General features: G+C 46.9%; 14 protein-coding genes. 5 read left to right on the forward strand and 9 right to left on the reverse strand.

Translation table 11 applies throughout. The features are described 5' to 3' along the window. The first annotated feature begins 1 nt into the window (after position 1). Entirely contained in the window at positions 2–472 is a 471-nt protein-coding gene (gene argR, locus CEQ32_RS12585; RefSeq protein WP_011071072.1) for a transcriptional regulator ArgR, read from the forward strand. A 121-nt stretch (positions 473–593) separates the two neighbouring features. Here the strand turns inward: argR and CEQ32_RS12590 are convergent, their stop codons facing one another. Then, positions 594–1,226 (reverse strand): NAD(P)-dependent oxidoreductase, encoded by a 633-nt coding sequence (locus tag CEQ32_RS12590; RefSeq protein ID WP_037428474.1) that lies wholly within the window; start codon positions 1,224–1,226, stop codon positions 594–596. Positions 1,227–1,345: 119 nt separating this feature from the next. Between CEQ32_RS12590 and CEQ32_RS12595 the strand changes: the two genes are divergently transcribed. Next, complete coding sequence (locus tag CEQ32_RS12595; protein ID WP_088586138.1) at positions 1,346–2,248, forward strand: LysR family transcriptional regulator; 903 nt, start codon at positions 1,346–1,348, stop codon at positions 2,246–2,248. A 64-nt stretch (positions 2,249–2,312) separates the two neighbouring features. On the opposite strand, the gene CEQ32_RS12600 is transcribed toward CEQ32_RS12595, so the two are convergent. The 5 genes from CEQ32_RS12600 to CEQ32_RS12620 form a co-directional block, all read right to left on the reverse strand. Then, on the reverse strand, positions 2,313–3,254 hold the full coding sequence (locus CEQ32_RS12600; protein WP_037414323.1) for a Dyp-type peroxidase: 942 nt from the start codon (positions 3,252–3,254) through the stop codon (positions 2,313–2,315). Positions 3,255–3,457: 203 nt separating this feature from the next. Further along, on the reverse strand, positions 3,458–5,170 hold the full coding sequence (gene ggt / locus CEQ32_RS12605; RefSeq protein WP_037428480.1) for a gamma-glutamyltransferase: 1,713 nt from the start codon (positions 5,168–5,170) through the stop codon (positions 3,458–3,460). Between the two features lie 142 nt (positions 5,171–5,312). Continuing rightward, positions 5,313–6,362, reverse strand: coding sequence for an ABC transporter ATP-binding protein (locus CEQ32_RS12610; RefSeq protein WP_037428482.1), 1,050 nt, complete (start codon positions 6,360–6,362; stop codon positions 5,313–5,315). Beyond that, positions 6,359–7,993 (reverse strand): ABC transporter permease, encoded by a 1,635-nt coding sequence (locus CEQ32_RS12615; RefSeq protein ID WP_037428484.1) that lies wholly within the window; start codon positions 7,991–7,993, stop codon positions 6,359–6,361. Before CEQ32_RS12615 ends, CEQ32_RS12610 begins: the two co-directional genes overlap by 4 nt. 58 nt (positions 7,994–8,051) lie before the next feature. Continuing rightward, on the reverse strand, positions 8,052–9,059 hold the full coding sequence (locus tag CEQ32_RS12620) for a Fe(3+) ABC transporter substrate-binding protein (protein ID WP_088586139.1): 1,008 nt from the start codon (positions 9,057–9,059) through the stop codon (positions 8,052–8,054). A 215-nt stretch (positions 9,060–9,274) separates the two neighbouring features. Between CEQ32_RS12620 and CEQ32_RS12625 the strand changes: the two genes are divergently transcribed. Then, positions 9,275–9,694, forward strand: a complete 420-nt coding sequence (locus tag CEQ32_RS12625; protein WP_037428488.1) for a hypothetical protein — start codon at positions 9,275–9,277, stop codon at positions 9,692–9,694. Positions 9,695–9,700: 6 nt separating this feature from the next. On the opposite strand, the gene CEQ32_RS12630 is transcribed toward CEQ32_RS12625, so the two are convergent. The 3 genes from CEQ32_RS12630 to CEQ32_RS12640 all read right to left on the reverse strand — a co-directional run bounded on the left by CEQ32_RS12630 (position 9,701) and on the right by CEQ32_RS12640 (position 11,833). Next, positions 9,701–10,297 (reverse strand): glutathione S-transferase N-terminal domain-containing protein, encoded by a 597-nt coding sequence (locus tag CEQ32_RS12630; RefSeq protein WP_037428490.1) that lies wholly within the window; start codon positions 10,295–10,297, stop codon positions 9,701–9,703. A gap of 71 nt (positions 10,298–10,368) precedes the next feature. Beyond that, complete coding sequence (locus tag CEQ32_RS12635) at positions 10,369–11,118, reverse strand: ferredoxin--NADP reductase (protein WP_037428492.1); 750 nt, start codon at positions 11,116–11,118, stop codon at positions 10,369–10,371. A gap of 109 nt (positions 11,119–11,227) precedes the next feature. Beyond that, a complete protein-coding gene (locus tag CEQ32_RS12640) occupies positions 11,228–11,833 on the reverse strand; it encodes a DUF5610 domain-containing protein (protein WP_037414307.1) in 606 nt (201 codons plus the stop codon). Positions 11,834–12,017: 184 nt separating this feature from the next. Here CEQ32_RS12640 and CEQ32_RS12645 point away from each other — a divergent pair, with 184 nt between their 5' ends. Together CEQ32_RS12645 and CEQ32_RS12650 are read left to right on the forward strand one after the other, a co-directional pair. Then, on the forward strand, positions 12,018–12,611 hold the full coding sequence (locus CEQ32_RS12645; RefSeq protein WP_088586140.1) for a phosphoglycerate mutase family protein: 594 nt from the start codon (positions 12,018–12,020) through the stop codon (positions 12,609–12,611). Between the two features lie 11 nt (positions 12,612–12,622). Next, complete coding sequence (locus CEQ32_RS12650; RefSeq protein ID WP_037428495.1) at positions 12,623–14,113, forward strand: FMN-binding glutamate synthase family protein; 1,491 nt, start codon at positions 12,623–12,625, stop codon at positions 14,111–14,113. Positions 14,114–14,240: the final 127 nt, after the last annotated feature.

Raw genomic sequence — 14,240 nt, forward strand, 5'->3', positions numbered from 1 at the left:
TATGCAAACGACCAAGAATCAGGATGACCTTGTTAGAATTTTTAAGGCGATTTTAAAAGAGGAGCGCTTTGGCTCCCAGAGTGAAATCGTCACCGCCTTACAAGCAGAAGGCTTTACTAATATAAACCAATCTAAAGTGTCTCGTATGCTCAGCAAGTTCGGTGCCGTGCGCACTCGCAACGCTAAGCAGGAGATGGTTTATTGCTTACCTGCCGAATTAGGCGTGCCCACTGCGGGCAGCCCGTTAAAGAATTTAGTACTCGATGTTGACCATAACCAAGCGATGATTGTTGTCCGCACTAGCCCAGGCGCCGCACAATTAATTGCTCGTTTGTTAGACTCCATCGGTAAACCTGAAGGGATTTTGGGAACCATTGCGGGTGACGATACGATCTTTATTTGTCCATCTAGCATTCAAGATATCGCCGATACCTTGGAAACCATCAAATCTTTATTCAACTACGCAGAATAAAAAAACAGGTCAGCTTGCTGACCTGTTCTATTTCCACTGTACGCTTTTCAGTCCAGCATTACCCTAATTTCAGGGCTTGTGTCCCGCTTACGTTACAGTATTTAGCCGAATCTCCTCAGCTTTAGTAAGCCACACTGATCCTTTGATTGGGATGCGCCGCTTTTTCTGCTTCATCGAGCATGGCTTTGGCGTAATCACTCACCGAAATCCGGCTACGGCCATTTGCATCGGTAAAGAAGCTATCGCCACCTAAACGGTAAGAGCCTTCGCTTGCACCAGGGTAGATCTCTGCCGCTGGGCTGACAAAAGTCCAGTTAACAGTGGTGTTGGCGGCGCGAAATGCCTTTAATGCTTCACCTTGAGCCAGAGCTTCATCCTTATAGGCAGGCGGGAAATCTGGGCTTGAAACCAAAGTTACTCCCGGTGCCACTTCTAGACTACCTGCCCCACCAACCCACAATAAACGTGGCACTTTAGCCTGTGGCAATACGGCTAATAGATTATTAACTGTTTTCGCCACTAAGCCGTGATTCTGCTCGGCGCGGCCGCCCACTGAAGCAATTAACACATCCACGCCTGCAAAGGTTTCAGCGGTTAATGGCTGAGTCAGGTCAACACTACGCACTTCTGCCGCCGTTTCACCAAGCTTGCTTGGGTCACGCACTAAGGCGACGACGTCATGACCACGGCTTAAGGCTTCATTTAAAATGGTTCCGCCAATCCAACCCGATGCACCTAATACTGCAATTTTCATTTGATAAGTCTCACTGCTGATTTAAATTGAGACCAGTTTACTTGCGATACTTAGCGTGATAAATATCGATAAATGAGCAGGATTGTTTCAGATTGAGATACTAATGGGTGTAATTATATATGGATAAAATCGCCGCCATGCGTAGCTTTATCGAAGTGGCCAACTGTGGCAGCTTTACTAAGGCCGCAGAACACCTCGATCTCAGTCGTTTACAGGTTTCTCGCCATATTCAAGAAATTGAGCAGTGGCTCAGTTTACGCCTGCTACACCGCACCACCCGCAGCGTTAGCCTGACCTTGCAGGGTGAAGAAGCCCTGCAATATTGTCAACGGGTGCTGAGTGAAGTCGCCGCAATGGAAAGCCGCGCCCATAGTCATAACACTGAATTAGTCGGCAGTATTCGTATTGCCACACCCGTCGGACTTGGGCAGCACAGTCTGTTTGATGTGGTCGATCGCTTTATAAAATTGCACCCTAAGGTCAATATTCAGCTGTTAATGTCGGATAGTTTTGCTCAATTAGTGGATGAGCGGGTGGACGTGGCACTGCGCTATACCGAGCAGCCCGATGAGAATTTGATTGCCCGTAAATTGATGAGCATAGATGCTGTGCTGTGCGCCGCGCCCAGTTACTTGTCTCAAGCCGAGCCGTTAACCGTCCCTAACGATCTGCTCAGCCATAATTGCCTTATCCATAGTTCGCAGCAACATTGGCAGCTACTCAAGGAGCAACAGAGTGAGCTGATAAAACCTATGGGGAATCTGATGGCCAATGAAATGGGAGTGCTGGTCAGCGCCGCATTGCGTGGGCATGGCATTGCCTACTTGCCCTGTGACTTAGCTAATCAATATCTGGCCAGCGGTCAACTGCAAGAAGTGCTCCCAGAATACACGGCGCCTGGGCAAACCCTGTGGGCCGTGTACTTATCTCGCAGTTACCAACAAGCGCTAGTACGCGCCTTTATCGATTTTACCGCTCAGCAATGGCAACTCGATATCAATAAGTGGACAGCGGCGAGTTAAGCCCACAAACAAAAACGCACTGAGGCTTTAAGGCTCAGTGCGTTTAGTCGCGATTTGCGAAGGGTTAATTATCGAATTGCATCAAAAAATCTAAGCTTGGGGCGAAAAACGACGAGCCAGTTAACGCACTGGTGAAGTGCATCAAGTGATCATGATTACCCGCACCATCACCAAACACCATGCTATGGAGCATCTTCTCGAAGTGATCCGGCGTGCGGCAGGTTGAAATAAACATCAAGCCTTGTTCTTTGAGCGAGCCGTAAGGCATGCTCTGGCGCAAAATCTCGATGGACTTGCCGTTTTCATCCTTGAGGTTTACCCGCTTGATATGGCTGGTTAATGGCTTATCTTCCGACTCGTATTCGATGTTGTCTTGCTTGGTACGACCGATAATATCTTCTTGCTTTTTAAGCGGTAATCTATGCCACTTACTCAAGTTGTGGGCGTACTTTTGTACGTGAATATAGCTGCCGCCCTTAAATTCAGGGTCTTCATCCCCAACCAAGGCAACCTCTTGGCGATGACGCCCTTTCGGGTTTTCGGTGCCATCGACAAAGCCCGTTAAGTCGCGACTATCCATAAATCTAAAGCCGCGCTCTTCTTCCACTAGCTCGACTAAGTCTTCGAACATTTGGCTGATTTCGTTGGCGACTAAATGCAAAATGTCGTAACGATCGCAACGAAGATGCACAAACAGATCGTATTCGATCGCAGGCGCCTCGCGGTTACCCGCCTGCATCGCCGGGAAAGGCTTAAGCATTTCGGGGCGAGCATCGGGATAGAGACTGTCCCAATAGTTGGCGCCTATGGCCACAAAACCATTGAATGCACTGTCGGAATACTGATCCGTCAACTCATAAATATACTGCGCAACGTTGGCAATACAGGGACGCAATTGCGATTCAACGTTATCGTTGTCGCTCGCATTAAACATCAAATAGACGCTATGTAAGTTTCCCTCTGCACACACACCTAACTGTTCACGCGGCATATTTTGAATATCCATCTGGTTATCACCCTGTTGTCGATTCATTTTCGGCAATATTATCCGCAACTTTACCTGAAAATGACATTAAGTAACGCACAGTTTGTCCGTCTTTGTGATGTAAAGGCCTTTTGAGGCTGAAATATAAAAATTGACGAGGCCATTACGCCTCGTCAATGTTGACTATCCTGCATTCGCTTCAGTAGAGCAAAACGAGTGATGCGTTAATATCCTGCGGCATAACCATCCTTTCGACTTTCGGATGCACCGCGGTAAACGCCAGTTTCAGCATTAAAGCCAATGGCTTGATAGCCACCGAAATCACCGAGAACATCGCGAAGCACATGGCCTTTCTTCATCAGCTCACGGCGAGTTTCGACGGGGAAGCCTGATTCAAGGCTCACATAGCCACCGTCATTCATTATCTCCCCCGTAGGCTCAGTCGAACCTGAGTGTAAAATTCTGGGGGCATCACCCGCTTCTTGCAAGTTCATTTTAAAATCAATCAGATTGATAATAATCTGCGCATGCATTTGCGGCTGCGTCGCTCCGCCCATCACCCCAAAACTGAGCCAAGGTTTACCGTCTTTGGTCACAAAGGCGGGAATAATGGTATGGAAGGGCCGCTTACCCGGCGCATAGGTGTTAAATCGACCTTCGGTGAGATCGAACATCTGCCCGCGATCTTGCAGCACAAAGCCGAGATCCGGCGGCGTCATACCTGAGCCCATGCCGCGGTAGTTACTCTGGATCAGCGACACCATGTTGCCGTCTTTATCCGCGGTAGTGAGGTACACAGTATCCCCATGTTGCAGCGCAGGATTGCCCGCATCGACACTCTTAGCCGCCTTGTTTAAATCAATTAACTTGGCGCGATCGTAATTATATTGCTGCGAGATCAACTCTTTTACAGGCACTTTGTTAAAGGCCATATCGGCATAGAATTTCGCGCGATCGGCAAAGGCGAGTTTTTTGGCCTCTACAAATAAGTGCACATATTCGGGACTATTAAAGCCCATGGCGGCGACATCGAAGGGTTCCATAGTTTTTAAGATCTGTAGCGCGGCAATCCCCTGACCATTTGGCGGTAGCTCCCACACATCGTAACCACGGTAATTGACCGATACGGGTTCAATCCAGTCACTGGTATGGCTGGCTAAGTCTTCATAACTTAAATAGCCCCCTTGAGCCTTGATGTACTTATCAATACTTTTGGCAATGTCCCCCTTGTAAAAGGCATCGCGGCCGCCTTTAGCAATTTTCTCATAGGTGTTTGCCAGTGCAGGATTTTTGAAGATTTCGCCCACCGCAGGCATCTTGCCATTGGGCATATAGGTTTCTTTAAAACCGGGGAATTGAGCGAGCTTTTTACCGCTGCCCTCAAGGTAATAGGCAATCAACTCGGAGACAGGGAAACCTTCGCGGGCATAACGAATCGCTGGGGCTAAATTATCGGCCATTGGTAACTTGCCGAACTTATCGTGCAGTTCGAACCATCCATCCACCGCACCAGGAACGGATACGGGTAGCGGCCCCAAAGGAGGCAAGTAATCTAATCCGAGGGATTTTAGCTTCTCTAGCGTTAAGGATTTGGGGCTGCGACCAGAGGCATTAAGGCCATAGAGCTTTTTATCTTTAGCACTCCAGACGATGGCAAATAAATCACCACCAACACCCGAGCCAGTCGGCTCGACTAAGCCCAGCATGGCATTCGCTGCAATGGCTGCATCCACAGCGCTGCCGCCCTGTTTTAATACATCAATCGCGACCTGTGTCGCCAGCGGTTGACTGGTCGCCGCCATTCCGTGGGTGGCATACACTTCTGAGCGCGTCGCAAAGGCTTTACCCGTGATCCTATCCATGGCTAACACTCCCGATGACGACATTGCTGTCGCCACTGTGACTAAGGTACAAATTGATTTTATTGTTTTTATCATAATTCCTCCCACTCTGGAGGAATTAAGGTAACAAGGAAGGCTGAAAATATCAGCAATCTAGGTGTTTTTTACCCAAGTTAAACGTAAGCAAAAATGTCATGCTTTCTGCTGAGACACTGGCATATCGAGTTCGGCCTAGGCATTAAGACTCAAATAGCACTAGGGAATGTGGCTCAGTATTTAAGCCCACTCGCTGACCAACATTGAACTGCATAATTTGGCTACGCACTTCAACATAATGGGCGTGGGATGCCGCCTCGACTTTTACCCAATAATGGCAAAATGCGCCGAGGAAGCGCCGCTCGGTAATTGTCCCTACGCCCGCATCATCGGCACTGAGCGCCAATTGCTGTGGCCGCAAAAACACTTGGCCATTAAATGCATTAGACTTTGACAAGGGCGTGAGGCTTCGCAGCTCACCAATAGGAGTGACAACACGGTGGCCATCAACGACCTCGGCGGGTAAATAGTTGCCACTTCCCAGAAAATCAGCCACATAGCGGCTATTTGGTGCGGCATATAAGTCTTCCGCTCGGCCATGTTGTACTATCACACCTTGATTAAAAATGGCCAAGGTATCGGCAAACACAAAGGCCTCATCTTTGCTATGGGTAACAAAAACCGCACTAACATTACGCTGCTTTAGAATGCTGCGGATCTCCGCCATCATACTGTGGCGCACCTGTGCATCGATATTCGAAAAAGGCTCGTCGAGTAACAGTAATTGCGGCTCATAGGCTAATGCGCGGGCAATCGACACCCGCTGCTGCTGACCACCTGACAACTCATGGGGATAACGCTTGGCTAAGCCTTCAAGTTTTACTAGGGCGAGCATGTCATCTAACCGCGCCTTGCGCTGCGCTGGCGTTAATTTTGCCACACCAAAGAGAATATTCTCGGCGACGGTCAAATGGGGGAACAAAGCATAGTCTTGGAAAATCATCCCTATGCCCCGTTGCTCACTCGGCACAAATTGCCCTGCGCCGCTGACCGTCTTGCCATTGATTTGGATCTCACCTTGGCTAATCGCCTGCAATCCTGCCACCGCCCTCAGCAAGGTGGTTTTGCCGCAGCCACTTGGGCCGAGCAGCGCAAGGATTTCCCCTTGTGCCAGGGTTAAATCTAAGCCTTTGAGTACCTGTTGGCCCTGATAATCGCTATGAACTTGATGAAGATTGAGCGTACTGGTCATCGGCTATCTTGCTCCAAAGAACGGTTTAAATAAATCAGCGGGACTAAACCCACGAGCACAATCACAATGGCGGGCAAGGCGCCATATTCAAGCTTTTCGTCTGAGACAAACTGGAAGACATAGGTCGCAAGATTCTCAAAACCTATGGGACGCAGCAACAATGCCGCCGGTAATTCTTTCATACTTTCGATAAACACCAGCAGCGCCCCGGCAAATAATCCCTTAGTGAGCAGCGGCAGATGCACTCTTTGGAGCAAACGTCGAGGGCTTTGCCCAAGTGTTAGACTCACCATGTCTAATGAGGGCGAGATGCGTTTATAGCTAGTCTCAACACTGCCAATCGCAATGGCCACAAAGCGCACACAAAAAGCAAAAACCAGCGCAGCCGTACTGCCAGTGAGCAAGAGCCCAGGGCCTGCCATCCCCAACCAATCGGCGACGTCGTTAATCGCAAAATCGAGCAGGGTTAATGGCACCAATACACCAATGGCAAGTACCGTTCCGGGTAAAGCATAGCCAGTTGAAGCCAAGCGCGATGGCAATGCATCACTCGTCCTTGGGCTCACACGGCGAATAAACATCAATATCAATGCAATCGCGCAGCACACTAGGCTAGTAATGAGCGCGAGGCTCAAGCTATTCACGCTCAATTGCCAGAAAATCGAATCCCAGCTCTGCTCAAAATAACCGATAGCGTAGGAGAGTAAAATTCCGCTTGGCAGCACAAAGGCCAGCAGTAACAAGGTGATGCAATAACCGAGGGCAAACAGGGTTTGCATTGGTGAGAGCCGATATAAATCGCTCGCTTGAATGCGGGACTGTTTTTGGAATAACTGCTGCTTACGGCGGGCAAAACGCTCAACGCCAATCAAGCTAAACACCACCAGCAGGATAATGGCCGAGAGCTTTGCCGCGGCGGTTAAATTGCCATAGCCCAACCAAGTGTCATATACGGCTGTCGTTAAGGTTGGCACGGCAAAGTAGTTAACTGTGGCAAAATCCGCTGCGGTTTCCATCGCCACTAATGCCACACCCACGGCCAAGGCGGGCCTTGCCATTGGCAAAGATAAACGCCAAAAACTCTGCCAAGGCGAGCAGCCCATGATCCTTGATGCATGCGCCAAACTTAAGGATTGCTCCATAAACGCGGTACGCGCTAACAGATAAATATAGGGAAATAACACCAGCGATAACACACACGCTGCACCACCTAAGGTGCGAATATCAGGGAAAAAGTAATCCTGCGGTGAGCTCCAACCAAAGAGCGCGCGCAAACTCCTTTGTACTGGGCCGGCGTAATCAAATAAATCCGTATACACGTAGGCAACAATGTAGGCTGGCATGGCCAAGGGCAATAACAAAGCCCATTGCAAATACCGTCTACCGACAAATTCACAGCGCGCCATTAACCAAGCGCAGGGCAACGCTAGCAAGAGTGAGCCAGTACTCACCCACAGGATCAACCATAAGCTATTAGTGATGTATGTCGGTAATACAGTAGAAAGTAGATGACCAAAAACGGCCTCATCGGGCTGAGCCGCTTGAAGAAGTAACGCAACGAGGGGTAACACCAGTAGCACAGCTATGGCATAACCAGTAAGCGACCAGCTTCTGGCTAATCCTAAAATCATGTGGCTCCTTTAAACAAGTGCGCCAATTAATGGCGCACTTATCGATTTAACTGCCTAACTAGAGGTCAAACTGCACTTCATCTAACAATTTCACTGCTGCTTGGTGATATTCGGCCAGCTTGAAAATCGGCAACTTATCAGATTTAAACTCGCCCCAAGAGGCCACTAAGGTTGAAGGTGCAACATCGGCTTTTACTGGATATTCCATATTCACTTCGGCATAGGCTTTTTGCGCCACATCGCCAGAGAGGAATTCCATCAACTTGATAGCATTGTCTTTATTCGGCGCGTGGCGAGTAAGCACCATACCTGAAACATTGACATGGGCACCGCGGTCAGCCTGATTCGGGAAATTAATCACCACGGCTTCAGCCCAGCTCTTTTGCTCCGGATCTTGCAGCATATTGCCATAGTAGTAGCTGTTACCAATCGCGATATCACATAGGCCTTCTTTTACCGCTTGAACCTGTCCGCGATCGTTACCTTGAGGCTTGCGGGCTAAGTTAGTTTTCACGCCCTGTAGCCACGTTTTCGTGTCCGCCTCACCGTGATGAGCAATCATCGAAGCCACCAAGGCGATGTTGTAAGGATGCTTACCGCTGCGAGTACAAATCTTACCTTTGTATTTAGGATCGGCGAGTTCTTCATAACTAATCGCTTGTGGGCCTAAGCGATCTTTTGCCGTATAGAGGTTACGAACACGCATCGTCAAGGCATACCATTGCCCATCCGGATCGCGGTATTGCGCAGGAATATTGCTATTGAGCTGCTCACTTTTCACGGGAGAAGTCAGATCTTTTTCGACTAATTCGACCAAACGAGAAAAATCTGAAGTTAACACTAGATCGGCGGGCGATAAGCGACCTTCACGGGCGATACGTTCGGCAATCCCGTCTTTGGCAAACACCACATTCACGCCAATGCCTGTTTCTTCAGTAAAGCGCTTCAAGATGGGCTCAACCAAAAATGCTTGACGATAGGAATAAACCGTTAATTTTTCATCCGCATGTGCAGACTGTGCAACCGATATTAACCCAATTAAAGCGGCACAAGTTACCCATTTCATTCGCGATTTCTCCTCAAAATGATGACGTCAAACGTGAGTCGTTCTTAGATTAAAAATGATAATAGTTATCAGTTTCGCAAGAGTAATTGATCGACTTGAGGAGAGCAATAGTTAGTATAACTTTTTGTTTTTAATGAATTTAAGATATAAAAAGGCAAATTATCTCAAACCAAACTAAACTGAATCTTAATTTTTAAAAATAGTTGGGAGGTATTATGTTTAGCATGCTACTACTCTTCATTACTATTCTTGGACTAGTGATATTTATGACCTACCAAAATAGTCAAAAGCAGCACAAGTCGTTTGCCAAAACCACGAGTTTGGCAAAACGAGCAAAGCACGGAACGACGATATTGAATGCCTTCCACTGCGTGAGTATTGAAAATGAAGCAAATTGCTGCAAACAGGTCGATGCAATTAAAGGAAAACGCTTCCTGTCAAAAGAAGCGCCTGAAATTCCAATCAAAGGCTGCACCCAAAGCCAATGTCAGTGCCACTATAAACACTATGACGATAGGCGCCAAGCTGGTAACGATCGCCGAGTTGACTACGGCATGACTAAAGAGCTCTTCGGCGCATTTGGTGAACATAATCGCCGAGATAAGCCTAAAGGCCGGCGCTTAACCGACCATTGACAATATTTATTGTGGGCGAGTATCTACAAACGCAGGTAAATCACGCATTTCGCTAAACCAGATCGCAGTCGCTGGAGCAACTTTACGCCAATCGAGTTCAGGGTGTCTGAAATCCATATAATCCAACAAACAGATTAACGCTAACTGTGGTGCTTGTATGGTTGCTTGAGTAATCACGCTCTGATGCTCCATCTGCATCAACCCACGCAGCAGAGCCTGCTCAAAACGTGATGTCCAAAAAGCTGATCTCACCCCCTCATCTTCACGCATTTGCTCTTGGCGCAACTTCACCGCGCTATCAATTAATCCCTTGATCATCGAGTACTGGCACTGCAATACCCAGTTATAAGGTTGACCGCCAAACATTTCCTGTGAACCTAATTCTGCGTCCAGATAACGCATAATCACTTCGCTATCGAAAATAGGCACGCCATCATTCGTGATCAGGCAAGGAATCTGACCTAACGGATTAACATCAAGCAACTGTGCCGTATTTTCCATTGGATTAACGAGAACTTCTTCAATATCTTTAATCCCTAAATAACGGATTAAGCTACGAACACAGCGAGCATAGGGTGACGCAAGGGAGCAGAGCAACTTCATCAAAAAATCCTTCTAAACGACAACTATAAAGCAACGAATACGTTGGTAACGGATGCTAAACACTCTCATTATTACCAATATTTTTCTACGGTAATTTGCCCAGGAGCACGGCGTAAATTTTTCGAGAGCCCCTTATCAAGCAATGCCGCTTGGGCGCCGCTAATCATCCCAGGATTACCGCAAATCATCACCTGGGAATCCGCAGCACTTAAGGTTAATCCGACTTTCCGCTCGATTTCACCCGAGACTAAGCCATCGGGGATACGACATTGCAATGCGTCATCAAGCTTTTCACGGGTCACAGTTAAACACAGGATAAACTGATCTGGATATTGCATCGAATAAGCCTTTAGTTTATCGAGGTAGGCTAAATCTTTAGCTTCGCGCACACCATAGACAAGCACAATTTTCTCAAAACGCTGCCAAGGTTCGGCGGTATCCAGCATGGATAAGAATGGCCCGATGGCCGTACCTGTGGCTAAAAACCATAAATGCCGACCTTGTAATTCTCCCTTTGGGATCTCATCTAAGGTCATAAAACCCGTTGCCGTTGGAGTGATTTCTATTTCATCACCGATGGTAAGATTCTGTAATTGTGGGGATAACTGGCCATCCTCTACAGCAACAGCCAAAATCTCGGCATAGGGTTTATCGGGAGAATTAACAAGGGAATAAGCTCTAGCGATACGCTTATCATCTTGCAGTTGACTGAGTTTAATAAATTGACCGGGAATAAAGGGAGCTAACTCGACCGCTATCCGCAGTGAAAATAACTTGTCGTTCCAATCAATACGTTCAATAACGCGTCCCCTAGTCCACATAACTCGCCCTCAAGCAAAACGTTAAATAGGCTCCTAGCATAGACGGTTATTCACACAACAAAAACCCCTTATTGTAAGGGGCTTAAGAGTTAAGATATGCAGGATTAAATTAAGTGTTAGTCGCTTGAGTCTCATTTGATTTTTTATTAAAACTGTCCCTAAAGGCCTGTAATCCTTCTTGAACGAGCCCATAGGTTTTATCCACACCATCGGCAATATCGCCCTGCAACACTTTAAGACCAGATAAAATATCCCTCGCCTCTTTAAAGCCATTATCGATAGCGCCACCAATGATGGTCATAAAGCTGTCGAGCTGTTCGTCAAAACTCATATTCGAATTTTGCTGCTGATGAACACTAAAAAATTGCGTCGCGAAACTCACAATACGATCGGCAGTGGCCTCGGGGGACGTATCGACACCGTTATCATAGGCGGTTTGAATCGCGTTCTCGCCCATAGAAGGAGCTAACTCTTTGTTTATCGCTTCGATTGCTGCGCGATAAAGCAAGGTCATAGATTGATCACCCGACTTTAGGCTTACATCTTCCTGCGCCGATAGAATTGCTTGATTCATTAACTGCTTACTAGTTTGCTGCGCCGTCTGTTTAGAGGTGGCATCCACATTTTTCGTCTTATCACTATTTGCCGCGTTTTCAGCATATTTACTGTGGGTCGAAGAAGTGCTCTGTACCTGTGCAGGGTTATTGATTTCCATGATGCTAGTCCACTCAACTTGGGGGAGACTTAATTATCGACCAAAATTTGAGCAACTTTAGCAATTTTATAAATTGCAGTACCATTCATACTTAATGCGATGATACAAATAGAGAATAGGTTTGTTTATTCAATACCATCCTAACCCCACTCTTGCACACGCCCATAAAATAAGGATATAAGGCATGGCAATCGCCCAGTATGTACATGGTTTTTTGCGGCATAATCGAAGAATCGGTTTCAATTCAGGAACGCTAATACAATCATTACTGATAAGTCTGCTATTCTTCGCCAGCATTGGACTTAGTCCGATCAATCAAGCTATTGCCGATAATCGATTAATCATTATCGTAAGACATGCAGAAAAAGCTGATGAGCCCGCAGGCGATCCTCCCCTTTCAGCCAGTGGCAATATACGTGCTCAGGCGCTTATCAGCGCCTTAAAACGTACCCCCATTTCACAGCTGATTGCGACTCAATATCAAAGAACTCAGCAAACCTTATTACCGATTTCAACGGAACGGCATTTACCGATTACTGTGCTCGAGGCAAAAAAACCTCTCGAAACCCATATCCAACATATTGTTGAACAAGTACATGCGGTTAAAGGTAACAGCTTAATTGCAGGGCACTCCAACACCGTGCCACTTATCATCAAGGCTCTCGGTGGACCAGACATTCCCAACATCAGTGAAGATGATTACAGCCAGTTGTTTTTACTTTCTATTAATGATGGACAAGCTGCCAGCTTGATCTCCACCCGCTACGGCAATGAATAGAGGATAACAAGATGCACGAATTGAATTGGTTTATGTGGGGACTAGATCTCTTATCTGGGCTGTTTTTAATCATTATCGGTTTTGGCGCTCTAGCCATTGTCTACATGTACTTTGCTGACAAATTGCAAACCAAACAGGCAGTACGCCATAACTATCCTGTGATTGGTCGTTTTAGATATTTATTTGAGAAACAAGGTGAATTTTTCAGACAATACTTTTTTGCCCAGGACAGGGAAGAACTCCCCTTTAACCGCGCAGAACGAAGCTGGGTATATAGAGCGGCTAAAAATGTCGATAGAACGATAGCATTTGGCTCGACCCGGCCCTTGGACACGACAGGTACGATTATGTTTATGAATACCGCCTTTCCGACCCAAGATGAGGACATTACACCCATTCATCCGCTAACTATTGGCGCCGATTGCCGCGAACCTTACACCACAAATACCATTTGCCACATCTCTGCCATGAGCTTTGGCGCTCTGTCCCGCCCCGCTATCACCGCCTTATCCCATGGTGCGGCGCAGGCAGGTTGTTGGTTAAATACAGGTGAAGGCGGTTTAAGCCCTTATCATTTAAAGGGCGGCTGTGATTTAGTCTTTCAAATCGGCACCGCCAAATATGGCGTTCGTAACGAGCACGGCCATTTAGACGATAACAAACTCAAAACAATTGCAGCGCACCCTCAAGTCAAAATGTTTGAAATCAAAATGAGTCAAGGTGCAAAACCCGGTAAAGGTGGCATCCTACCTGGCGTAAAAGTGACAGAGGAAATCGCCCATATTCGCGGTATTCCACAGGGACAAGATTCCATCAGTCCCAACGGTCATATCGAGTTTAAAAATGTTGGCGATATTCTGGATATGATTGCCAGAGTGCGCGAAGTAACGGGTAAACCCACAGGAATAAAAGCCGTACTCGGCGACATAACATGGCTTGAAGATTTTTGCGATGAAATTGAACGTCGTGGAGAAGCATCTGCTCCAGACTTTTTCACCTTAGATAGCGCCGATGGTGGAACAGGTGCCGCGCCGCAACCTTTAATGGATTGTGTTGGCCTACCGCTAAAAGAAAGTCTACCTATTTTGGTCAATATATTGATTCAACGTGGACTGCGTAAACGTATCAAAGTGATCGCCTCTGGTAAACTCATCGTCCCTTCACGGGTTGCTTGGGCACTCGCCTTAGGCGCCGACTTTATCGCCTCAGCCCGTGGGAATATGTTCGCCTTAGGCTGTATTCAAGCATTGCAATGCAACAAGGACACTTGTCCCACTGGAATTACCACACACAATAAAAAACTTCAGCAAGGACTTGATCCAAAAGATAAATCTAACCGAGTTGCCAATTATAACCATAATCTACACCACGACTTGGCGCTAATAGCCCATGCATGTGGGGTAACAGAACCAAGGCAGCTCAAACCTTCCCATGTGCGGATTGTACTTGAAAGTGGCTTGTCGGTTTCACTGGATAAATATTATTCCCATATCAATCAATAATTAATAAATTTCCAGCGCATAACATACGACTTTCATCTAAAGTTAATTCAGCAATAACTAATTTGAATGTGTATCACAAAAGGAGTAAAATCCGTGATACACGCATTGAATTAAACCATTTCATATT

It is taken from the genome of Shewanella sp. FDAARGOS_354, assembly GCF_002209245.2.
Classification (GTDB): Bacteria; Pseudomonadota; Gammaproteobacteria; order Enterobacterales; family Shewanellaceae; genus Shewanella; species Shewanella xiamenensis.